The sequence below is a fragment of the Streptomyces sp. NPDC059008 genome (genome assembly GCF_042749045.1).
Classification (GTDB): Bacteria; Actinomycetota; Actinomycetes; order Streptomycetales; family Streptomycetaceae; genus Streptomyces.
Window position 1 is genome coordinate 144,637 of the sequence record NZ_JBHYJC010000016.1, and the last position, 20,892, is coordinate 165,528.

Here is a 20,892-nt window from a genome sequence, read left to right on the forward strand (position 1 = left end):
ACCTCATGCCGCAGGTCGCGTAAATATGCAGTACCGTCCCCACATGTCCCAGCCCGCTCGTACGCAGCCCTCCGAGACCCCCGAGACCAGCACTCCCGGCACCCGCCGGGCGGCCGCGCAACGACTCAAAATGCGCCGCGAACTGTCGGCGGCGGCCATGGAGCTGTTCGCGACCAAGGGCTACGAGGCGACCACGGTCGACGAGATCGCGGCGGCCGCGGGCGTCGCCCGACGCACCTTCTTCCGCCACTTCCGCTCGAAGGAAGAGGCGATCTTCCCCGACCACGACGACACCCTCGTCCGCGCCGAGGCCGTCCTGGACGCCGCCCCGCCGCACGAGAACCCCCTCGACACGGTCTGCCGCGGCATCAAGGAGGTCATGCGGATGTACGCGGCCTCCCCGGCCGTGTCGGTGGCCCGTTACCGTCTGACCCGCGAGGTACCCACCCTCCGGGAGGCCGAGATCGCCTCGGTGGCCCGCTACGAGCGGCTGTTCACCCGTTATCTCCTGGGGCACTTCGACGAGGGCGCCCACCGCGAGGGCGACGACGACCCGCTGCTGGCCGAGGTCGCCGCGTCCGCCGTGGTGACCGCGCACAACCACGTACTGCGCCGCTGGCTGCGGGCCGGCGCGGAGGGCGATGTCGAGGCGCAGCTGGACCACGCCTTCGAGATCGTCCGCGAGACCTTCGGCGCCGGTATCGGCGCCGGCCGCACCACCACGGGGGAGCAGCCCCCGGCGGCCGTCTCTCGGGAGGGCGAGGTCCTGGTCGCGGTGGCCCGCACGGACGCCCCGCTGGACGAGGTCATGCGCACGATCCGCAAGGCGATCAAGGACCGGAAGTGATCCCGTAACGGCCTGACGGACCCGGCTCGCTCGCGCTGTCCACGCGGACGTGGCGGACGCGAGCGAGGCGGGGCCGGCGACCGGCCGGTCCCCCGGCCGCACCCGGACGAAGTCGCCGCGCTCCGCGGCCACTTGCCGTCGGCGCTCGACGTCGTGACGGGCCGGCCGCGCAACGGCGACGGCAGCGCGCAGCGGGTCCTGACCGCGTCACGTCCGCCCGGTGAGCGAGGCCGGCGCACACGACCTACCGCTGCCGCGGAGTCTGACCGCGGTCTTCCTGCACCACTTCCACACGCCGCCGCCCGGCTGTGACCAGGGGTCCGCGAGCGGCCGAGGCCCCGGAGCCGACCCGGGCCATAACCCGAATGGCCTAATCACCTCTCCGTTGACACCAAGTGCACGCATGATTCCCCTGTGTGTCCAACACCCCTCCGATCGGGCCATCCGTTGCTCATGCGTGCCGCCCTGATGACATCTGAGAGAAATTCTTGGCACTCAGTGTCTTGTCGACTGGCACGCGGTGTCATACGTTGAGGGTGTCCGGGCGGCCGGCGCGTAGCGAACCCACGCGCGCCGGCTGTCCCACCAGCCCTACGTGGCTGTCCGCCCGGACGCCTGCGTCACAGGCGAAAAACCCAGCTACGGCTGGATCGCGCACACCAGCGCTGCCAGGCACCGCGACCGACGGCCCCGCACCCCCCGCGGAGACGACGGAGACGGCGCCACCCCCGGCCGAACCGACGGCACCACCTCCGCTCCACCCCCGACGTTCCCTCAAAACCGTTCCCTCAACGGTTCCCCAAGCTCTCGGCTGCGCGCGAGCGAGGGGAGGCCCCAACCGCCGGAGGCACCCCGTGAACGAAATCCTGGACGCAATCCTCGCGCCTGACACCACCAGCGCCGACTTCGCCGCGCTGCCCATCCCCGAGTCCTACCGCGCGGTGACCGTGCACAAGGACGAGGTCGAGATGTTCGACGGCCTCACCACCAAGGAGAAGGACCCCCGCAAGTCGCTGCACGTCGACGACGTGCCGGTGCCCGAGCTCGGCCCCGGTGAGGCACTGGTGGCCGTGATGGCCTCCTCCGTGAACTACAACTCGGTGTGGACCTCGATCTTCGAGCCGCTGTCGACGTTCGGCTTCCTGGAGCGCTACGGCCGCCTCTCCCCGCTCGCCAAGCGGCACGACCTGCCGTACCACGTCATCGGCTCCGACCTGGCCGGCGTGGTGCTGCGCACCGGGCCCGGCGTCAACGCCTGGCACCCCGGCGACGAGGTCGTGGCGCACTGCCTGTCCGTCGAGCTGGAGTCCTCCGACGGCCACAACGACACCATGCTCGACCCCGAGCAGCGCATCTGGGGCTTCGAGACCAACTTCGGCGGTCTGGCCGAGATCGCCCTGGTCAAGTCCAACCAGCTGATGCCCAAGCCCAAGCACCTGAGCTGGGAGGAGGCGGCGGCGCCCGGCCTGGTCAACTCGACCGCATACCGCCAGCTGGTCTCCCGCAACGGTGCCGGGATGAAGCAGGGCGACAACGTCCTGATCTGGGGCGCGAGCGGCGGGCTGGGCAGCTACGCCACCCAGTTCGCGCTGGCCGGCGGCGCCAACCCGATCTGTGTCGTCTCCAGTGAGCAGAAGGCGGAGATCTGCCGGAAGATGGGCGCCGAGGCGATCATCGACCGCAGCGCCGAGGGCTACAAGTTCTGGAAGGACGAGCACAACCAGGACCCGCGGGAGTGGAAGCGCTTCGGCAAGCGGATCCGCGAGCTGACCGACGGCGAGGACGTGGACATCGTCTTCGAGCACCCGGGCCGGGAGACCTTCGGCGCGTCGGTGTACGTCACCCGTAAGGGCGGCACCGTCGTCACCTGCGCCTCGACCTCCGGCTACAACCACGAGTACGACAACCGCTACCTGTGGATGTCACTGAAGCGGATCGTCGGCTCGCACTTCGCGAACTACCGCGAGGCGTGGGAGGCCAACCGGCTGATCGCCAAGGGCAAGATCCACCCGACCCTCTCCAAGACCTACACCCTCGAGGAGACCGGTCAGGCGGCGTACGACGTGCACCGCAATCTGCACCAGGGCAAGGTCGGCGTGCTGGCACTGGCGCCCGAAGAGGGTATGGGTGTGCGCGACGAGGAGATGCGCGCCAAGCACCTGGACGCCATCAACCGGTTCCGCGACGCATAAGCGGCACGGACCCACAGACACCGGCCGGAACGCCTGAGACACCTCGGACGTTTCGAACCTCCAAGATTCGGGCCTGATATGACTGAGCGTCAGAAGGATCGTCCGTGGCTGATGCGGACCTACGCCGGGCATTCCACCGCCGAGGCGTCCAACGAGCTGTACCGGCGCAACCTCGCCAAGGGACAGACCGGGCTGTCGGTCGCGTTCGACCTTCCGACGCAGACCGGCTACGACCCCGACCACATCCTCGCCCGCGGCGAGGTCGGCCGGGTCGGGGTCCCGGTGTCGCACCTGGGTGACATGCGGCGGCTGTTCCAGGACATCCCGCTGGACCAGATGAACACCTCGATGACCATCAACGCGACGGCGATGTGGCTGCTGGCGCTGTACGAGGTGGTCGCCGAGGAGCAGGGTGCCGACATCACCAAGCTGTCGGGGACCACCCAGAACGACATCGTCAAGGAGTACCTCTCGCGCGGGACGCACGTCTTCCCGCCGGGCCCCTCCCTGCGGCTGACCACCGACATGATCACGTACACGGTGGCCCACATCCCCAAGTGGAACCCGATCAACATCTGCAGCTACCACCTGCAGGAGGCCGGGGCGACGCCGGTGCAGGAGATCGCGTACGCGATGTCCACCGCCATCGCGGTGCTGGACGCGGTGCGCGACTCCGGCCAGGTGCCGCCGGAGAAGTTCGGCGACGTCGTGGCCCGTATCTCCTTCTTCGTGAACGCCGGCGTCCGGTTCGTCGAGGAGATGTGCAAGATGCGCGCCTTCGGCCGCATCTGGGACCGGATCACCCGCGAGCGCTACGGCATCGACAACCCCAAGCAGCGCCGCTTCCGCTACGGCGTCCAGGTCAACTCGCTCGGGCTGACCGAGGCGCAGCCGGAGAACAACGTCCAGCGGATCGTGCTGGAGATGCTGGCCGTCACCCTCTCCAAGGACGCCCGCGCCCGGGCCGTGCAGCTGCCGGCCTGGAACGAGGCACTGGGGCTGCCGCGCCCCTGGGACCAGCAGTGGTCGCTGCGCATCCAGCAGGTCCTGGCGCACGAGAGCGACCTGCTGGAGTACGAGGACATCTTCGCCGGCTCGCATGTCATCGAGGCCAAGGTCGACGCCCTGGTCACCGACTGCCTCGCCGAGATCGAGCGGATCCAGGAGATGGGCGGCGCGATGGCCGCCGTGGAGTCCGGCTACCTCAAGTCGCAGCTGGTCTCCGCGCACGCCGAGCGGCGGGCCCGGATCGAGGCGGGCGAGGAGAAGATCGTCGGCGTCAACTGCTTCGAGTCCACCGAGCCCAACCCGCTCACCGCGGACCTCGACACCGCCATCATGACCGTCGACCCGGCCAACGAGGCGCGGGTCGTGCAGGCCCTGCACGACTGGCGGGACAACCGCGACGAGGTGCGCGCCCAGGAGGCGCTGTCGGCCCTGAAGAAGACCGCGGCCGGTGACGCCAACCTCTTCGCGGCCACCCTGGAGTGCGCCCGCGCCGGGGTGACGACCGGCGAGTGGGCCTGGGCCCTGCGGGACGTCTTCGGCGAGTTCCGGGCGCCCACGGGTGTCTCCAGCGCTCCCCTGGCGGTCGCCGCCGAGGAGGGCAGCCCGCTGGCGGCGGTCCGCGAGAAGGTCGCCAAGACCGCGGCCGAGCTCGGCAGCGGCAAGCTGCGGCTGCTGGTCGGCAAGCCCGGCCTGGACGGGCACAGCAACGGCGCCGAGCAGATCGCCGTACGGGCCAGGGACGCCGGCTTCGAGGTGATCTACCAGGGCATCCGGCTCACCCCGGAACAGATCGTCTCGGCGGCGGTCGCCGAGGACGTGCACTGCGTCGGCCTGTCGATCCTGTCCGGCTCGCACGCCGAGCTGGTCCCGGACGTACTGGCCCGGCTGCGCCGTACCGGCGTGGACGACATGCCCGTCATCGTCGGCGGCATCATCCCCTCCGCCGACGCGGCCGCGCTCAAGGAAGCCGGAGTGGCGGCCGTCTTCACACCGAAGGACTTCGGTATCACGGAGATCATCGGCCGTATCGTCGACGAGATCCGCAAAGCGAACCAGCTCGACCCCCTGGAGGTCCCCGCATGACAGCGCCAGCGCCTGTCAGCCGACTGCGGCCGCGCCGCTCGTGCCTCGCGGTCCCCGGCAGCAATCCGCGCTTCCTGGAGAAGGCCCAGGGCCTCCCCGCGGACCAGGTGTTCCTGGACCTGGAGGACGCCTGCGCCCCGCTCGCCAAGGAGGGCGCGCGGCACACCATCGTCGACGCGCTGAACGGCGGCGACTGGACCGGCAAGACACGGGTCGTACGGGTCAACGACTGGACGACCCACTGGACGTACCGCGATGTCGTCACGGTCGTCGAGGGCGCGGGGCAGAACCTCGACTGCATCATGCTGCCGAAGGTCCAGGACGCCCAGCAGATCGTGGCGCTGGACCTGCTGCTGACGCAGATCGAGAAGACCATGGGCTTCGAGGTCGGCCGGATCGGCATCGAGGCGCAGATCGAGAACGCCAAGGGCCTGGTGAACGTCGATGCGATCGCCGGCGCCTCGCCGCGCCTGGAGACCATCATCTTCGGCCCGGCCGACTTCATGGCGTCCATCAACATGAAGTCCCTGGTGGTCGGCGAGCAGCCGCCCGGCTATGGGGCGGACGCCTATCACTACATTCTGATGCGCATCCTGATGGCGGCCCGGACCTACGATCTACAGGCAATTGATGGCCCGTACCTTCAGATCAAGAACATTGATGGCTATCGCGAGGTGGCCGGCCGCGCCGCCGCGCTCGGCTTCGACGGCAAGTGGGTGCTGCACCCGGGTCAGGTCGAGGCCGCCAATGAGGTGTTCTCCCCCTCCCAGGAGGACTACGACCACGCCGAGCTGATCCTGGACGCCTACGAGTGGCACACCTCGGAGGCGGGCGGAGCCAAGGGCTCCGCGATGCTCGGCGACGAGATGATCGACGAGGCGAGCCGGAAGATGGCGCTGGTGATCGCCGGCAAGGGCCGGGCCGCCGGCATGATCCGTACGTCCAAGTTCGAGGCCCCGGAGGCATAAGCGCGATGCAGTTCGGCCGTACCTATGAAGAGTTCACCATCGGCGACGTGTACAAGCACTGGCCGGGGAAGACCGTCACCGAATACGACGACCACCTCTTCTGTCTGCTCACGATGAACCATCACCCGCTGCACATGGACAGCAACTACGCGGAGCAGACCACCGACTTCGGAAAGAACGTCGTCGTCGGCAACTACATCTACTCACTGCTGCTGGGCATGTCCGTTCCGGACGTCTCCGGAAAGGCCATCGCCAATCTGGAGATCGAGTCGCTCAAGCACGTGGCGCCGACCTTCCACGGCGACACGATCTACGGCGAGACCACGGTGCTCGACAAGACGCCGTCGAAGTCCAAGTCCGACCGCGGCATCGTCTACGTCGAGACCAAGGGCTACAAGCAGGACGGGACCCTGGTCTGCGTCTTCCGGCGCAAGGTGATGGTCCCCACGGCCACCTACATCAAGGAGCGCGGCGGCGAGCAGCCCGGCCGCCCGGAGCTCAAGGCCCCGCCGGCCAAGAAGGAGAAGTAAGTCACCATGAGCCGTCTTGCGCAGACCGAGGGCCTGACCGACATCCAGCGGGAAATCCTCTCCACCGTCCGCGACTTCGTGGACAAGGAGATCCTGCCGGTCGCCACCGAGCTCGAACACCGCGACGAGTACCCGACGCAGATCGTCGAGGGGCTGAAGGAACTCGGCGTGTTCGGCCTGATGATTCCGGAGGAGTACGGCGGGCTGGGCGAGTCCCTGCTCACCTACGCGCTGACCGTCGAGGAGATCGCCCGCGGGTGGATGAGCGTCTCCGGCATCATCAACACCCATTTCATCGTGGCGTACATGCTCAAGCAGCACGGCACGCAGGAGCAGAAGGACTACTTCCTGCCGAAGATGGCGGCCGGTGAAATCCGGGGTGCCTTCTCGATGTCGGAGCCGGCGCTGGGCTCGGACGTGTCGGCCATCTCCTCCAAGGGCGTGCGGGACGGCGACGATTACGTCCTCAACGGCCAGAAGATGTGGCTCACCAACGGTGGTTCGTCCACCCTCGTGGCGGTGCTGTGCCGTACGGACGAGGGCCACCCGGAGGGCACCGCTCCGCACAAGTCGATGACGACCTTCCTCGTGGAGAAGGAGGCCGGGTTCGGCGAGGTGCGCCCCGGCCTGACCATCCCGGGCAAGATCGACAAAATGGGCTACAAGGGCGTCGACACCACCGAACTGATCATGGACGGGCTGCGCATTCCCGCCGATCGGGTGCTCGGCGGCCAGACCGGACGTGGCTTCTATCACATGATGGACGGCGTCGAGGTCGGTCGGGTCAACGTGGCGGCACGGGGCTGCGGCGTCGCCCAGCGCGCCTTCGAGCTGGGCGTTTCCTACGCGCAGCAGCGACACACCTTCGGCAAGCCGATCGCCCAGCATCAGGCCATTCAGTTCAAATTGGCAGAAATGGCGACAAAGGTCGAAGCCGCCCATGCGATGATGGTTAACGCCGCTCGCAAAAAGGACTCGGGCCAGCGAAACGACCTCGAGGCGGGCATGGCGAAGTACCTGGCCTCCGAGTACTGCAAGGAGGTAGTGGAAGACGCGTTCCGCATCCATGGCGGGTACGGCTTCTCGAAGGAGTACGAGATCGAGCGCCTCTACCGCGAGGCCCCGATGCTCCTGATCGGTGAAGGTACCGCCGAGATCCAGAAAATGATCATTGGTCGCCGGCTACTGGAGGAGTACCGAATCCAGGGGTGAACGCCCGGTTTGGGCCGATTTACCCTAGACGAAGATCACACCCCGTCATCCTACTTCGGCCACGGATTGGCTCTGGCTCTTGGCCAGTTGCCGCTCGCAACCGATAGCATCCTTGGAAAGCCGCCGTCCCCCGTATCCATACGCGGCATCCTCCGCTACGAAGGTCATTCATGCCCCACAGCCAATCCTCTGCACAACGCGGTCGCGTCCGCCTCGCGCGCGGAGCGTCGCCGTGGCTCCTGCCGACCGTTGCCACGGCAGCGGTCAGCCTCGCCCGGTCCCGCCGGTCGGGTCGCTGGGCCGCCGTTGCCGTGCCCACCACCGCTCTGGCGGCGGGCATGCTGTGGTTCTTCCGCGACCCCGAGCGGGAGATCGCTCAGGGTCGCGTCATCTCCCCGGCCGACGGCGTGGTGCAGAGCATCATGCCGTGGAAGGACGGACGCACCCGCGTCGCGATCTTCATGAGCCCGCTGAACGTCCACGTCAACCGCGCGCCGCTGGCCGGCACGGTGACCTCCGTCGAGCACATCCCCGGCGGGTTCGTTCCGGCGTTCAACAAGGAGAGCGAGAACAACGAGCGGGTCGTCTGGCACTTCGACACCGAGCTCGGCGACATCGAGATGGTGCAGATCGCCGGCGCGGTGGCCCGCCGTATCGTCCCCTACGTGCCCGAGGGCACCAAGGTGGAGCAGGGCGAGCGGATCGGTCTGATCCGCTTCGGCTCGCGCGTCGACGTCTACCTCCCGGAGGGCGTCGAGGTGGCGGTCGAGGTCGGCCAGGCCACCACCGCGGGGGTGACTCGACTTGACCGTGATTGATCCCGAGACACAGGCGGGCTGGGCACCCGAGACCGACGAGGACGAGGACGACATGCCGCTGTCCACGCGGCTGTCAATAGCGGACACCCTCACCCTCGGCAACGCGATCTGCGGCTTCATGGCGGTGTACTTCACCACCACCGGAGTCCTCATCCCGCACCTCACGGGGACCGAGGACGGCGGGATGGCCCGGCACAGCGCGGCCATGGCCGTGATCCTGATGCTGCTCGCGTCGGTCTTCGACCTCTTCGACGGGCTGGTGGCACGCAAGCTGCGGGCCTCGGCGATGGGGGCCGAGCTCGACAACCTCTCGGACCTGATCAGCTTCGGGCTGGCGCCCGCGTACTTCGTCGTGACCTGGGGCATGGTCGCCCTCCAGAGCGCGCACCAGCGGGTGTCGCTGGTGGCCGCGGTCGTGGTGCTGCTGGCGGTGGTGCTGCGGCTTGCGCGGTTCTCCTGTGTCACCCTGCGCGACGGGATCTTCCAGGGCATGCCGAGTCCCTTCGGCGCCCTGACCGTCGTGGCGATCGTGCTGCTGGAGCTGCCGTTCCTGCCGACGCTGCTGGCGATCATCGGGGTGGCCTGGCTGATGGTGAGCCGGGTCGAGTACCCCAAGCCCCGCGGCAGGCTCGCGGTGGCGATGCTCAGCTGGATCGTGCTCAGCATGGGCATGCTCGCGGCCTGGGCGCTGGACGCCCCCGGCGGCCAGCTGCTGCTGCAGACCGGCTGCTCCCTCCAGGTGGTCCTGGGCGCGATGATCCCGCTGTTCGCGACGGCCCGGAGGGTCAACACCTTCCGCGACAACCGCCGCGAGTCGCGGGCCGAGTCGCGCGCCGCGCAGCTGCCCTAGCGCGGGCGCGGCACCCCGTACACCACGCCGAGAGCCCCGAGCGAACGATTCGCTCGGGGCTCTCGGCGTTACGGCGTGGGCGCCGGGGCCGGCCTCAGACCAGGAAGTCGCGGGCCAGGTCCTGTGCCGCCCGCTCCAGCAGCGGGCCCGCCTCGGCCATACAGCGGGCCGGGTCGGACTCCAGGTCCGTCAGGGCGTACGCGCGCCGGATACCGGCCCGGCTCAGGGCCTCCTGCGGCAGCTGGAGCCGGCCGCAGACCGCGACCACGTCCAGGCCGGCCGCCCGGGCCGCGGCGGCGACACCGGCCGGCGCCTTGCCGTGCAGGGTCTGCTCGTCCAGAGAGCCCTCGCCGGTGATCACGAAGGTGGCCTTCGCCAGGGCCGGGGCGAAGCCCAGCACATCGAGCATGACCTCGATGCCCGGCCGGAACGCCGCGTCCAGACCCACCAGCGCGCCGTAGCCGATACCGCCGGCCGCGCCCGCGCCGGGCGCCAGGGCGTGCTCGGCGGCCTTGGGGCCGACCGCGCGCGCCAGCACCTCGGCGTAGTGCGCGAGGGCGGCGTCGAGGGTGGCCACGTCGTCCGCACTGGCGCCCTTCTGCGGTCCGTAGACCGCCGGGGCGCCCTTGGGACCCGTCAGCGGGTTGTCGACGTCGCTGGCGAGCACGATCTCGGTCTTGGCCAGCCGGGGGTCCAGGCCGGACAGGTCGGCCGTGGCCAGATCGCGCAGCGGGCCGCCGCCGGGGGCGACCGGCGCACCGTCCGCGTCGAGGAAGCGGGCGCCCAGCGCCGCGAGCATGCCCGCGCCGCCGTCGGTCGTGGCGCTGCCGCCGACGCCGAAGACGATGGTGGTCGCGCCCGCGTCCAGGGCTGCCAGCAGCAGCTCCCCGGTGCCGTACGTGGTGGCCGTCAGGGGGGCGAAGACGCCCCCGGGCAGGTGCTGGAGGCCGGACGCCTCCGCCATCTCCACCACCGCGGTGCCGTCGTCGCGCAGCGCGAAGGTGGCCGTCACCGGTACGCCGGTGGGGCCGGTGACCCGCGCCTCATGGCGGGTGAAGCCCGCCGCGAGCGCCGCGGCGACCGTGCCGTCGCCGCCGTCCGCGACCGGGACGGCCGCCACGTCCAGATCGGGGACCACGCGCCGCAGACCGGCCGTGACGTGCTCGGCGACCTCGACGGCCGTGAGCGAACCCTTGAACTTGTCCGCGGCGATCAGCACATGTGCTGTGTGTGTCCTTGCTGCGTCCGCCACCGTGTTTCCCCTTGCTTTCGAACTGGCAGTCGCGCCGCTGTGACCTTATCCGGCCGGCGGCCCGGCGAACAGGGCACATCGGTCGCGGGCGCTCCCGAACGCACCGAAATGCGCCCTCGAAGATCAGCCGGGCAGGCTCTAGGCTCGCGCCGTGACGACCATGGATTACGCCACGTACCTTGCCGGCCTGCCCCGTGTTCTCGCGGGGGCGGGAGCGATCTTCCGTGACGCGGAGGGGCGCATTCTGCTCGTGGAGCCCAACTATCGCGACACCTGGATCCTGCCGGGCGGGACCGTCGAGTCGGACCGCGGCGAGTCGCCCCGGCAGGCCGCGCGCCGCGAGACCGCCGAGGAGATCGGCCTGGACGTCGAGCTGGGCCCGCTGCTCGCCGTCGACTGGGTGCGCGGGGAGGGGCGACCGCCGTTGGTGTCGTACCTCTTCGACGGCGGAGTGCTGGACGCGGACCGGCTCGCCGCCATCCGGCTGCAGGAGGAGGAGCTGCTGTCGTGGCGGCTGGTCCATTGGGACGAGGCCCAGACCCTGGTGAACCGGGCGATGGCGCTGCGCCTCGGCGCGGCCCTCAAGGCCCTCGCGGACGGCCGCGGGCCGGCGGAGCTGGAGGACGGGGTGCCACCGGTGGTCGCCGGCGGTACGCGGGGAAGGTGAGCCGGCGGTAGCCGGGAGGGTGGGCCGGCGGGAGCCGGGAAAATGACGTGAGGGGCGGCCGCCCGCGCGCCTAGATTTCTCCCGTGGAAGACACCGTGGAGAAGATCGCCGCCAGGGTCGCGCGGGTGACCGGAGTGGTCGGAGTGATGCTCGGGGGGAGCCGGGCGCGGGGGACGCACCGACCGGACTCCGACTGGGACCTGGGGCTCTATTACCGGGGCGAGCCGGATCTGACGGCGCTCGGGACGCTGGCCGCGGAGCTGACCGGCGAGCCGGTCGAGGTATACGGGCCGGGGGCCTGGGGTGCGTGGGTCGACGGCGGTGCCTGGCTCGTACTGCCCGACGGGAGCCGTATGGACTGGATCCTGCGGGACGTCGACCGGGTGTGGCGGGTGTGGGACGAGTGCCGCGCGGGCCGCTTCGAGATCGGCGTCCAGGCCGGTCATCCGCTCGGCTTCTGGTCACCCGCCTATCCGGGTGAGGCGGCGCTGGGCCGGGTGCTCGCCGACACCGACGGGGAGCTGGCCGGTCTGAAGAAGGCGGCCCAGGACTACCCTCCGGCGCTGCGCACGGCGCTGACCGGTGCCGCGGTCTGGGACGCCGGGTTCTCGACGGCGATGGCGGGCCGGTCGTACGCGACGCGGGACGTGCTGCACGCGGCGCTGTGCCTGTCCCGCGCCGTCGGTCACCTCGTCCAGGCGCTGCACGCGCACCACGGTGTCTGGTGCCTCAACGAGAAGGGCGCGCTGGCGGCGGCCGCGGCGCTGCCGCGGACACCGTCCGGCTTCGGTGACCGCGCCGCCGCCGTGCTGTCCCGGCTCGGGCCCTCGGAGGAGGAGTTGCGCCGTGCGCTGGCGGAGGCGGAGCGGCTGGTGGCGGAGGTGCGGGCGGTGGTGGACGGCCAGGGTCCGCCCACCGCGTCCACGGCGGACTGAGCCCGGCCCGGCCGTGGCTCAGCGGCTGATGCCGACCGCGTGGCCGTAGGTCTGCGGATCGGCGAGGAAATCGAGCATGGCGCGCGCCACGTCGGCGCGGGCGATGGACGCTCCGGCCGGGCCGGCTTCGACGGCGTGGCGGTAGCGGCCCTCGCCCGGCTTGTCGAGCAGGCGGGGCGGGCGGACCGCGGTCCAGTCGAGGCCGCTGCCGCGCAGTACGGCCTCCATGCGCTCCAGGTCGGTGTACAGCTCCTTGAGGACCGCCCACAGCAGGGGCCCGAACACCCGGTGGCCGACGAACGGCTGGCCGGTGCCGGTGCGGTTGAGCGGGCCCGCGCTGATCATGAGCACGCGCCGTACGCCGGTGGCCCTCATCGCCTCGACCACCGCGCGGGCGGAGGTGGAGGCGGGCCGCAGCGGGTCGTGCCGGCCGACCTGGCCCATACCGGAGAGCACCGCGTCGGCCCCGTCGACCACGGCCTCGACGGAGGCGGCGTCGAGCGCGTCCGCGCGGACGACGGTCAGGCGGTCGTGCCGCTCGGTGAGCTTCTCCGGGCTGCGCAGCGCGGCGGTCACCTCGTGCCCGTCGGCCAGCGCGTGGCGGACGAGGTGCCGGCCGACGCCGCCCGACGCGCCGAGAACGGTGAGCTTCATGCCTCTCCCGGGATGAGGGGGTGTCGCGTGGATGCGGGATGTGCGAGGGGGATGTGCGCTGCGGACAGCAGGTGAGTGGGTACTCACTCACGCCTGAGTGTGAGTGAGTACCCACTCACCTGTCAATGTAGGATCGGGGCCATGCCCCACGACGCCGCCGCTCCCCTGACCGGAGGCGCCCGCACGCGCGCCCGCATCCTCGACGCCGCCGCCGCACTGATGGCGACCGTGGGGCTGACCCGCACGACGACGAAGCAGATCGCCCGGGAGGCCGGGTGCTCCGAGGCGGCGCTGTACAAGCACTTCCGCAACAAGGAGGAGATCTTCGTCAGGGTGCTGCACGAGCGCGCCCCGCGGTTCTCCACGGCGCTGGAGCAGCTGCCGGATGTCGTGGGCGACGAGCGCGGCCCTTCCGGGCACCTCCAGGAGGTGGCGCTGGCGGCCGTCCGCTTCTACCGGCGTGCCTTCCCGATGGCGGCGTCGCTCTTCGCCAGTCCGGAGCTGCTGGCGACGCACCGCCGCAAGCTGGACGAGCTGGGCACCGCCGGGCCGCAGAACGCCAGCCAGCATCTGGCCGGCTATCTGCGGGCCGAGCAGGCGCTGGGCCGGGTCTCGTCCGCCGTCGACCCGCACGCGGCCGCCACGCTGCTCATCGGGGCCTGCTTCCACCGGGCCTTCCTCGACCTGTTCTTCGGCGCCGAGGCGCCGGCCGGCGCACTGCTGCCCGAGTCCGAGGAGGAGTTCGCGGCGCAGACCGCACGGGCCCTGCTCGACGGCCTCACCCCACGGGCCTAGGGCCGCCTTAGCCCGACCCATCGGGGCGCCCCCGTGGCGCGGGGCTCACGTCAGCCGCACGCCTGGGCCGGGAACAGCGTGTCGGCTTCCTCGGACCGTTCGAAGGCGAGCAGCCGGCGCTTGCGGTCCAGGCCGCCGCCGTAGCCGGTGAGGCTGCCGTCGGCGCCGACGACGCGGTGGCAGGGGACGATGATGCCGATCGGGTTGCGCCCGTTGGCCAGGCCGACCGCGCGGGCCGCCGACGGTGCCCCGATCCGTGCGGCGAGCTGCCCGTACGAGAGCGTCTCGCCGTACGGGATGGTGCACAGCGCCGCCCAGACACGGCGCTGGAACGGCGTGCCGCGCAGCGCGAGCGGCAGGTCGAAAGTGGTCGATGCGCCGCGGAAGTAGGCCTGGAGCTGGGCGATGGCCGCGGCGAACGGCGGCTCGCCGGGGTCCGCCGGGCTGCCGAAGCTCTCCTGGGGCGGGCGATGGCGCTGGTCGGTCATGTAGAGGCCGGTGAGCGCCTCTCCGGCGGCGACGAGGGTGAGGGGTCCCACCGGGGTGCCGGTCAGGACGGTGTGGGTGAGGGGGGCGGTGTCGTCCCGGGGTCCGGGTGTGTGCACGGTCATGGCTGCGGCTCAGTTCGTCGGGAGGTGGTTGATGGGGTGGTCGTCGGTCGCCCAGAGGTACTGGACGGCGTAGGCGCGCCAGGGGCGCCAGACCGCGGAGTGCCGCACCAGGGCCGCCGGGGTGTGTGGCAGGCCGAGGCCGGCGGCCGCGCGACGCAGTCCGAGGTCGGTCGGGGTGAAGGCGTCCGGGTCGCCGAGGCCGCGCATGGCGATGCATTCGACGGTCCAGGGACCGATGCCGGGCAGCGCGGCGAGCCGGGCGCGGGCCTCGTCCCGGTCGCTGCCGACGCCGAGTCGCAGCGCTCCGGAGGCGAGGGCGGCGATGACTCCGGTGAGCGTGGCGCGGCGGGTGCGGGGCATCGCCAGCGACTCCGGGTCGAGCTCGGCGAGCGCGGCGGCGGACGGGAAGAGGTGGTCCAGGCCGCCTCCCGGGTCGTCGATCCGCTCGCCGTGGGCGCGCACCAGCCGTCCGGCGTGGGTTCGGGCGGCCGCGGTGGAGATCTGCTGGCCGAGGACCGCGCGGAGGGCGAACTCGGCGGCGTCGACGGTGCGCGGGACCCGGCGGCCGGGCGCCTTGGCGACCAGCGGCGCCAGCTGCGGGTCCTCCCGCAGCAGCCCGTCGACGGCTTCCGGGTCCGCGTCGAGGTCGAGCAGCCGGCGGCAGCGGGCGATGGCGCCGGCCAGATCGCGCAGGTCGGTGAGGGCGAGCCGGCAGTCGATGTGGTCCGGCCGGGGTGCGAGCGCGACGATGCCGTGCCCGTAGGGGAGGCTCAGGGTGCGGCGATAGGCGCCGTCCCGCCACTCCTCGACGCCGGGGACGGCGGTGGCCGCGAGATGCCCGAAGAGGTTGTCGGGGTTCAGCGGCTGCCGGAAGGGCAGTCGCAGCGCGAGCGTGCCGGGGACCGCCGCGCGCGGACCGGGCCGGGCCCGCCGCCGCAGTTCGGTCGGGGAGAGCGCGAAGACCTCCCGCACCGTCTCGTTGAAGGTGCGGATGCTGGCGAAGCCGGCGGCGAAGGCGACCTCGGCCATCGGCAGCGCGGTGGTCTCCACCAGGAGCCGGGCGGTCTGTGCGCGCTGGGCGCGGGCCAGCGCGAGCGGCCCGGCGCCCAGCTCGGCCAGCAGCTGCCGCTCGATCTGCCGGGTGCTGTAGCCGAGCCGGGCCGCGAGGCCGGGGACGCCCTCGCGGTCGACGATGCCGTCGGCGATCAGCCGCATGGCGCGGGCGACGAGATCGGCCCGCTCGTCCCACTGCGGGGACCCGGGGCTGGCGTCCGGGCGGCACCGCTTGCAGGCCCGGAACCCGGCCTGCTGGGCTGCGGCCGCACTCGGGTAGAAGCGCATGTTCTCGGGCTTGGGCGGCACCACTGGGCAGCTGGGCCGGCAGTAGATACGGGTCGTGAGCACCGCCGTGTAGAACCAGCCGTCGAAGCGGGCGTCCTTGGACTGCACGGCGCGCAGACAGCGCTCGGTGTCGGTGTGCATGCCCCCAGGATTGCCCAGTGGGCGGGCCGCGGCTGGCGGGAATCCGACATCAACGTCGGGTGACCAGGACTGGTCCGGGTCACCCGGGCTCAGGTGTTCCGTCCGCCGCGAAGCGGTCCAGCGCCCCGATCACCTCGTGCCGCATCCTCCCGCTCCCCTTGTGCCCCGCGTCGTGGATCACGATCAGCCGGGCGGTGGGCCAGGCACGGGCCAGTTCCCATGCGGTGTGCAGGGGTGTGCCCAGGTCCTGACGGCCGTGGACGAGCACCCCGGGGATGCCCGCCAGCCGTCCGGCGTCGCGCAGCAGGGCACCCTCCTCCAGCCAGGCGCCGTGCGAGAAGTAGTGCGAGCAGATCCGCACCAGGCCGAGCCGCGCCTTCGACGGCCGGTCGCCGTACGGGTTGGCCGAGCCGGACGGCTCCAGGGACAGCACCGCGTCCTCCCAGGCGCACCAATCGGCGGTGGCCCGCTCCCGTACCGCCGGGTCGGGGTCCGCCATCAGGCGCGCGTACGCACCGACGACGTCACCGTCCCGATCCGTCCCGGGCGCACCGGCGAGAAAGCGCTCCCACTGCTCGGGGAAGAACCGGCCGACACCCCGGTAGAGCCAGTCGATCTCCGAGCGCCGGGTGGTGGTGACGCTGGGGATGACGATCTCCGACACCCGCTCGGGGTGGCGTTGCGCGTACGCCAGGATCAGCGTCGAGCCCCAGGAGCCGCCGAACAGCAGCCAGCGGTCGATGCCCAGGTGGTGGCGCAGCCGCTCCATGTCGGCGAGCAGATGGTCCGTCGTGTTGTGCCGCAGGTCCGTGGCCGGATCACTCGCGTGCGGGGTGCTGCGCCCGCAGCCGCGCTGGTCGAAGAGGACGATCCGGTAGCGGCCCGGATCGAAGTACCGGCGCGCCCCGGTGGTGCACCCCGACCCCGGCCCGCCGTGGACGACCAGTGCGGGCTTGCCCTCCGGGTTGCCGCAGACCTCCCAGTAGACGAGGTTGCCGTCGCCGACGTCGAGCATGCCGGTGTCGTAGGGCTCCAGCGGTGGATACGGCTCACGGAGCGTCTCTTCAGAGGGCGTTGACACCCGGACATCGACCATGACGACAGGGTGTCATGTCGTCGACGCGGGACGGTGGCCATGTGGCGGGTCGTCAGGACTCGGCCAGGGCCGTCTCGTAGGCCTCGCGGGCGCGGTCGTCGAAGACGACGAAGCGGATCTCGTCGAAGGCGTCCGGGGACGCGGCGACCGCGGCGCGGACGGTGGCGACGGCGGTCCGGGCGGCGTCGGCGACCGGCCAGCGGTAGACGCCGGTGGAGATGGCCGGGAAGGCGACGGTACGGGCGCCGAGCTCCGCGGCCGCCTGGAGCGACCGGGTGTAGCAGGAGGCGAGCAGGTCGGTGCGGTCCTCGCTGTCGGAGTGCACCGGGCCGACGGTGTGGACCACCCAGCGCGCGGGCAGCCGCCCGGCGGTGGTCGCGACGGCCTGACCGGTGGGCAGGCCGCGCCCGTACTGCGCGGCACGCAGCGCACGGCACTCGGCCAGGATCTCCGGGCCGCCGCGCCGGTGGATCGCGCCGTCCACTCCCCCGCCGCCGAGGAGCGAGGAGTTGGCGGCGTTGACCACGGCGTCGACGGCCTGTTCGGTGATGTCGCCCTGGACGAGGGTGAGGGAGGTGCTCTTGGCGCTCATGGGGTCCGAGCGTAGGGCTTCGGCCGTCTCCGCCTGTGCACCAACGACGAGCCGCACGCAGCCGGCGCCCCCACGCGCCACCGCACCCTAACGACGAGCCGCACGCAGCCGGCGCCCCACGCGCCACCGCACCCTAACGACGAGCCGCACGCAGCCGGCGCCATACGGTCTTGGCCGCGTAATGGCCCGACATCCCATGGACACCCGGGCCGGGCGGGGTGGCCTGGGAGCAGAGGAAGACGGCGGGGTGGGCGGTCTCGTAGGGCACCCGGGTGAGCTTCGGGCGGATCAGCAGACGCAGGCCGGCCGCGGAGCCGGTGGCGGTGTCGCCGCCGACGTAGTTGGCGTTGCGGGCGGCGAGTTGCGGCGGTCCGGCGACCGCACGGGCCAGCACAAGGTCGCGGAAACCGGGGGCGAAGCGCTCGATCTGCCGCTCGACGACCTCGGTCGCATCGCCCTCCCAGCCGTTGGGGACATGCCCGTACGCCCAGAAGACATGCTTGCCCTCGGGGGCACGGGTGGGGTCGATCAGGCTGGGCTGAGCGGTGATCAGGAAGGGTACGGACGGGTCCTGGCCGCGGCTGGCGGCATCCAGCGCGGCGGAGATCTCACCGCTGGTGGGGCCGATGTGGACGGTGCCGGCGCGACGGGCCTCCTCGGCCGTCCACGGCACCGGGCCGGACAGCGCGTAGTCGATTTTGAAGACGCTGGGTCCGTAGGTGACGTCGCGGTAGGCGTTGCCCAGGCCGGCGATGCGGGCCAACGCGGTCGGGGAGGTGTCGAAGACATACGCACGGGCCGGCGGCAGGTCGTCCAGGCGCTTGACCTCGAAGTCGGTGTGCACCGCCCCGCCGTGGGCGCGCAGCAGCCCGGCGAGCGCGTCGGAGATGGCCTGCGAGCCGCCGCGCGCCACCGGCCAGCCCTTGGCGTGCGCGGCGAGCGCGAACATCAGGGCGATGCCGGAGGTGCCGACGCCGCCGAGCGGGGCGATGGCGTGCGCCGCGAGGCCGGCCATCAGCCCGCGGGCCTTCTCGTCCTGGAAGCGGCGGTTGAGGAGGGTGACCGGCTGCGCCGCGACCAGGCCGAAGCGGGCGTAGGTCAGCGGGTCGGAGGGCAGGCCCAGCCACTGGGTGCGCAGGAAGTCATGGGCCATGGCCTCCCACTTGCCGATGAACGGCGCGACGAGCCTGCGGTAGGTGCCGGCGTCGCGCGGGCCGAAGGACATCGCGGTCTCGCCGACGGAGTGGGCGAGCACGGCGGCCGTCCCGTCCGGGAACGGATGCGCCATCGGGAGGTCCGGATGCAGCCATTCGAGGCCGTGGCGCTCCAGCGGCATCCTGGCGAAGGCGGGCGAGCCCACGCCGGTCGGATGCACGGCGGAACAGGGGTCGTGGCGGAATCCGGGGAGGGTCAGCTCCTCGGTACGGGCGCCGCCGCCGATGGTGTCGCGGGCCTCGAAGACCTCAACGGACATGCCACGACGGGCCAGTTCGACGGCCGCCGTCAGGCCGTTGGGTCCCGCCCCGATCACCACGGCATCGAGCATCCTCGGCACCTGCGCCACTCCCCTCGTGTCCGACCCTCGTCGGTGAGGATCAGTTGGCGGCCGCCAGCAGTCCGAGGATACGCCGCGCGGTTTCGGCGTCACGTGCCGCCGTGAAGGGCAGCGCATTGCCGCCCTCGATACGGAACGGCTGCCCGGCGACCGTGCCGCTGGCGCCGCCCGCCTCATGGACCAGCAGCAGCCCGGCCGCGTGGTCCCAGGCGTTCTCCCAGCTGAAGGCCGTGGCGTCGAGCTCGCCGCGGGCTATGTACAGATACTCCAGGCCCGCCGAACCGCACGGCCGCGGGGCGATGCCCCCGGTCTCCAGCGCGGCCAGCACCCGCTTCTGGTCGTCGTCGGTGAAGTCGAAGTGGGAGGTGGCGACATCGAGCACCGCGTCCGGGGACGGGCTGCCGGCGCGCAGCGGTACGCCGTTGAGCCGGGCGCCGGCGCCGCGGCGGGCGACCGCCATCAGGCCGAGCGCGGGGGCGTACGTCCAGGAGGCCAGCACCTCGCCGCGGTGGGCGAGCGCGACGAGCGTGGCGAAGCCGGGGTCGCCGTGCACGAACTGGCGGGTGCCGTCGACCGGGTCGACTATCCAGACGGGGTCGTCGCCGCGCAGCGCGTCGAGCACGGCCGGGTCGGCGTGCACCGCCTCCTCCCCGACCACCCGGGAGCCGGGCAGCAGGGTCGTGAGGGCGATGGTGAGGTGCTCCTCGGCGAGTCGGTCGGCGACCGTGACGAGGTCGTGCGGCCCGTTCTTCTCGACGATGTCCTCGGCGGCGAGCTGGCGGAAGCGCGGCATGATCTCGTCGGCCGCGGCACGGCGGACGGCGGCCTCGACGGCGGCCAGGTCCAGCCCGGTCAGGTCCGGCGAGAAGGACATCGTGGTGGCATCGGTGACGTTCGTGGTGTCTCCCGAATCTTGGGTACGAAGTGCTTCGATCATGCGTCCATGGAAACACGAGCCACTGACACGGCAGCTGGATCGCAGGTGAACTCCCGGTGTTGCACAGGGCACGGCGAGGGTGCGCCGAGCGGCGGACGAGCGGCCGGTGGCGCGACCGCGGTCCCTGCGCCGCACCGCCTCAGCGCCCGACCGCGTACCCCTGCATCCCCCGGGGATTGGCCGCCGCGGACAGCACCCCGCTCTCCGGGTCGCGGGCCACCGCGCACAGCCGGCCCTCGGACCAGGGGTCACCCACCGTGACCAGATGCCCACGCCGCCGCAGCCCGGCGATGACCTCGTCACCGATCCGGGACTCCACCGTCACGCTCCCCGGCCGCATCCCGCGCGGGAAGAACGAGCCGGGGAAGGAGTCCTGGTGCCAGTTCGGTGCGTCGATGGCGCCCTGGAGGTCGAGCCCGCCACGGACCCGGCCGCGCAGCGCCACGGCCAGGAAGAAGTGCACCTGCCACTGGTCCTGCTGATCACCGCCCGGCGTGCCGAAGGCCATCACCGGGACCCCGTCGCGCAGCGCGAGGGACGGCGAGAGGGTGGTGCGGGGCCGCCGGCCCGGGGTGAGGGAGTTGGGCAGGCCCTCCTCCAGCCAGGCCATCTGCAGCCGGGTGCCGAGCGGAAAGCCGAGGGCGGGGACCACCGGGCTGGACTGCAGCCAGCCGCCGGAGGGGGTGGCGGAGACCAGGTTGCCCCAGCGGTCGACGACATCGATGTGGCAGGTGTCGCCCCGGGTGGCACCGCTGCGGTCGGTCTCGGGCGCCGCCTGTGCGGGGGCGCCCGCCGGACGGCCCGCGCG

The 20,892-nt window shown here is 71.8% G+C and carries 20 protein-coding genes; 11 read left to right on the forward strand and 9 right to left on the reverse strand.

Going from position 1 to position 20,892, the window contains the following annotated elements:
• Positions 1-43 precede the first annotated feature (43 nt).
• From ACFWZH_RS20765 to pssA, 8 genes are all read left to right on the forward strand, one after another.
• Positions 44-847, forward strand: coding sequence for a TetR family transcriptional regulator (locus ACFWZH_RS20765; RefSeq protein WP_384432923.1), 804 nt, complete (start codon positions 44-46; stop codon positions 845-847).
• A gap of 854 nt (positions 848-1,701) precedes the next feature.
• Positions 1,702-3,039, forward strand: a complete 1,338-nt coding sequence (ccrA, locus tag ACFWZH_RS20770) for a crotonyl-CoA carboxylase/reductase (RefSeq protein ID WP_384432926.1) — start codon at positions 1,702-1,704, stop codon at positions 3,037-3,039.
• Positions 3,040-3,117: 78 nt separating this feature from the next.
• Entirely contained in the window at positions 3,118-5,130 is a 2,013-nt protein-coding gene (locus tag ACFWZH_RS20775; protein ID WP_384432929.1) for a protein meaA, read from the forward strand.
• Complete coding sequence (locus ACFWZH_RS20780) at positions 5,127-6,098, forward strand: HpcH/HpaI aldolase/citrate lyase family protein (RefSeq protein ID WP_384432932.1); 972 nt, start codon at positions 5,127-5,129, stop codon at positions 6,096-6,098. Before ACFWZH_RS20775 ends, ACFWZH_RS20780 begins: the two co-directional genes overlap by 4 nt.
• Positions 6,099-6,103: 5 nt before the next feature.
• Positions 6,104-6,628: a MaoC family dehydratase gene (locus ACFWZH_RS20785; protein ID WP_384432935.1), complete on the forward strand. Its 525-nt coding sequence runs from the start codon at positions 6,104-6,106 to the stop codon at positions 6,626-6,628.
• A gap of 6 nt (positions 6,629-6,634) precedes the next feature.
• On the forward strand, positions 6,635-7,840 hold the full coding sequence (locus ACFWZH_RS20790; protein WP_384432938.1) for an acyl-CoA dehydrogenase family protein: 1,206 nt from the start codon (positions 6,635-6,637) through the stop codon (positions 7,838-7,840).
• 170 nt (positions 7,841-8,010) lie between these two features.
• Positions 8,011-8,658 carry a phosphatidylserine decarboxylase gene (locus tag ACFWZH_RS20795; RefSeq protein WP_030079423.1) on the forward strand — a complete coding sequence of 216 codons (648 nt, stop codon included), beginning with the start codon at positions 8,011-8,013 and terminating at the stop codon, positions 8,656-8,658.
• Positions 8,645-9,508 carry a CDP-diacylglycerol--serine O-phosphatidyltransferase gene (gene pssA, locus ACFWZH_RS20800; protein WP_384432941.1) on the forward strand — a complete coding sequence of 288 codons (864 nt, stop codon included), beginning with the start codon at positions 8,645-8,647 and terminating at the stop codon, positions 9,506-9,508. The genes ACFWZH_RS20795 and pssA overlap by 14 nt, the downstream gene beginning before the upstream one ends.
• A 94-nt stretch (positions 9,509-9,602) precedes the next feature.
• On the opposite strand, the gene ACFWZH_RS20805 is transcribed toward pssA, so the two are convergent.
• Positions 9,603-10,727 (reverse strand): glycerate kinase, encoded by a 1,125-nt coding sequence (locus tag ACFWZH_RS20805; RefSeq protein WP_384433010.1) that lies wholly within the window; start codon positions 10,725-10,727, stop codon positions 9,603-9,605.
• 193 nt (positions 10,728-10,920) lie between these two features.
• Here ACFWZH_RS20805 and ACFWZH_RS20810 point away from each other — a divergent pair, with 193 nt between their 5' ends.
• Entirely contained in the window at positions 10,921-11,427 is a 507-nt protein-coding gene (locus tag ACFWZH_RS20810; RefSeq protein ID WP_384433013.1) for an NUDIX domain-containing protein, read from the forward strand.
• A gap of 146 nt (positions 11,428-11,573) precedes the next feature.
• The gene (locus tag ACFWZH_RS20815) at positions 11,574-12,362 is read left to right on the forward strand and encodes a nucleotidyltransferase domain-containing protein (RefSeq protein ID WP_384433016.1); all 789 of its coding nucleotides are present in this window, start codon (positions 11,574-11,576) and stop codon (positions 12,360-12,362) included.
• 18 nt (positions 12,363-12,380) lie between these two features.
• On the opposite strand, the gene ACFWZH_RS20820 is transcribed toward ACFWZH_RS20815, so the two are convergent.
• Positions 12,381-13,016 (reverse strand): NAD(P)-dependent oxidoreductase, encoded by a 636-nt coding sequence (locus tag ACFWZH_RS20820; RefSeq protein ID WP_384432944.1) that lies wholly within the window; start codon positions 13,014-13,016, stop codon positions 12,381-12,383.
• Positions 13,017-13,157: 141 nt separating this feature from the next.
• On the opposite strand from ACFWZH_RS20820, the gene ACFWZH_RS20825 reads away from it, so the two are divergent.
• Entirely contained in the window at positions 13,158-13,811 is a 654-nt protein-coding gene (locus ACFWZH_RS20825) for a TetR/AcrR family transcriptional regulator (protein WP_384432947.1), read from the forward strand.
• 50 nt (positions 13,812-13,861) lie between these two features.
• Here the strand turns inward: ACFWZH_RS20825 and ACFWZH_RS20830 are convergent, their stop codons facing one another.
• The 7 genes from ACFWZH_RS20830 to ACFWZH_RS20860 all read right to left on the reverse strand — a co-directional run.
• Positions 13,862-14,422: a methylated-DNA--[protein]-cysteine S-methyltransferase gene (locus ACFWZH_RS20830; RefSeq protein ID WP_384432950.1), complete on the reverse strand. Its 561-nt coding sequence runs from the start codon at positions 14,420-14,422 to the stop codon at positions 13,862-13,864.
• Positions 14,423-14,431: 9 nt separating this feature from the next.
• Positions 14,432-15,904 (reverse strand): AlkA N-terminal domain-containing protein, encoded by a 1,473-nt coding sequence (locus ACFWZH_RS20835; RefSeq protein ID WP_384432953.1) that lies wholly within the window; start codon positions 15,902-15,904, stop codon positions 14,432-14,434.
• 79 nt (positions 15,905-15,983) lie between these two features.
• On the reverse strand, positions 15,984-17,000 hold the full coding sequence (gene pip / locus ACFWZH_RS20840; RefSeq protein WP_384432956.1) for a prolyl aminopeptidase: 1,017 nt from the start codon (positions 16,998-17,000) through the stop codon (positions 15,984-15,986).
• A gap of 52 nt (positions 17,001-17,052) precedes the next feature.
• The gene (locus ACFWZH_RS20845) at positions 17,053-17,592 is read right to left on the reverse strand and encodes an O-acetyl-ADP-ribose deacetylase (RefSeq protein WP_384432959.1); all 540 of its coding nucleotides are present in this window, start codon (positions 17,590-17,592) and stop codon (positions 17,053-17,055) included.
• A gap of 133 nt (positions 17,593-17,725) precedes the next feature.
• Positions 17,726-19,138, reverse strand: a complete 1,413-nt coding sequence (locus tag ACFWZH_RS20850; protein ID WP_384432962.1) for a phytoene desaturase family protein — start codon at positions 19,136-19,138, stop codon at positions 17,726-17,728.
• 49 nt (positions 19,139-19,187) lie between these two features.
• Positions 19,188-20,084, reverse strand: a complete 897-nt coding sequence (locus ACFWZH_RS20855) for an inositol monophosphatase family protein (protein WP_384432965.1) — start codon at positions 20,082-20,084, stop codon at positions 19,188-19,190.
• Positions 20,085-20,223: 139 nt separating this feature from the next.
• Positions 20,224-20,892: gamma-glutamyltransferase (locus ACFWZH_RS20860; protein WP_384432968.1), on the reverse strand; the 669-nt coding region annotated here is incomplete at its 5' end.

What these genes read in the sequence shown, in the direction of transcription:
- ACFWZH_RS20765 (WP_384432923.1), top strand. Translation starts at nt 44, where the DNA reads ATGTCCCAGCCCGCTCGTACGCAGCCCTCCGAGACCCCCGAGACCAGC.
- ACFWZH_RS20775 (WP_384432929.1), top strand. Translation starts at nt 3,118, where the DNA reads ATGACTGAGCGTCAGAAGGATCGTCCGTGGCTGATGCGGACCTACGCC.
- ACFWZH_RS20780 (WP_384432932.1), top strand. Translation starts at nt 5,127, where the DNA reads ATGACAGCGCCAGCGCCTGTCAGCCGACTGCGGCCGCGCCGCTCGTGC.
- ACFWZH_RS20785 (WP_384432935.1), top strand. Translation starts at nt 6,104, where the DNA reads ATGCAGTTCGGCCGTACCTATGAAGAGTTCACCATCGGCGACGTGTAC.
- ACFWZH_RS20790 (WP_384432938.1), top strand. Translation starts at nt 6,635, where the DNA reads ATGAGCCGTCTTGCGCAGACCGAGGGCCTGACCGACATCCAGCGGGAA.
- ACFWZH_RS20795 (WP_030079423.1), top strand. Translation starts at nt 8,011, where the DNA reads ATGCCCCACAGCCAATCCTCTGCACAACGCGGTCGCGTCCGCCTCGCG.
- ACFWZH_RS20810 (WP_384433013.1), top strand. Translation starts at nt 10,921, where the DNA reads ATGGATTACGCCACGTACCTTGCCGGCCTGCCCCGTGTTCTCGCGGGG.
- ACFWZH_RS20815 (WP_384433016.1), top strand. Translation starts at nt 11,574, where the DNA reads ATGCTCGGGGGGAGCCGGGCGCGGGGGACGCACCGACCGGACTCCGAC.
- ACFWZH_RS20820 (WP_384432944.1), bottom strand. Translation starts at nt 13,016, where the DNA reads ATGAAGCTCACCGTTCTCGGCGCGTCGGGCGGCGTCGGCCGGCACCTC.
- ACFWZH_RS20825 (WP_384432947.1), top strand. Translation starts at nt 13,158, where the DNA reads ATGCCCCACGACGCCGCCGCTCCCCTGACCGGAGGCGCCCGCACGCGC.
- ACFWZH_RS20830 (WP_384432950.1), bottom strand. Translation starts at nt 14,422, where the DNA reads ATGACCGTGCACACACCCGGACCCCGGGACGACACCGCCCCCCTCACC.
- ACFWZH_RS20835 (WP_384432953.1), bottom strand. Translation starts at nt 15,904, where the DNA reads ATGCACACCGACACCGAGCGCTGTCTGCGCGCCGTGCAGTCCAAGGAC.
- pip (WP_384432956.1), bottom strand. Translation starts at nt 17,000, where the DNA reads ATGGTCGATGTCCGGGTGTCAACGCCCTCTGAAGAGACGCTCCGTGAG.
- ACFWZH_RS20845 (WP_384432959.1), bottom strand. Translation starts at nt 17,592, where the DNA reads ATGAGCGCCAAGAGCACCTCCCTCACCCTCGTCCAGGGCGACATCACC.
- ACFWZH_RS20850 (WP_384432962.1), bottom strand. Translation starts at nt 19,138, where the DNA reads ATGCTCGATGCCGTGGTGATCGGGGCGGGACCCAACGGCCTGACGGCG.
- ACFWZH_RS20855 (WP_384432965.1), bottom strand. Translation starts at nt 20,084, where the DNA reads ATGATCGAAGCACTTCGTACCCAAGATTCGGGAGACACCACGAACGTC.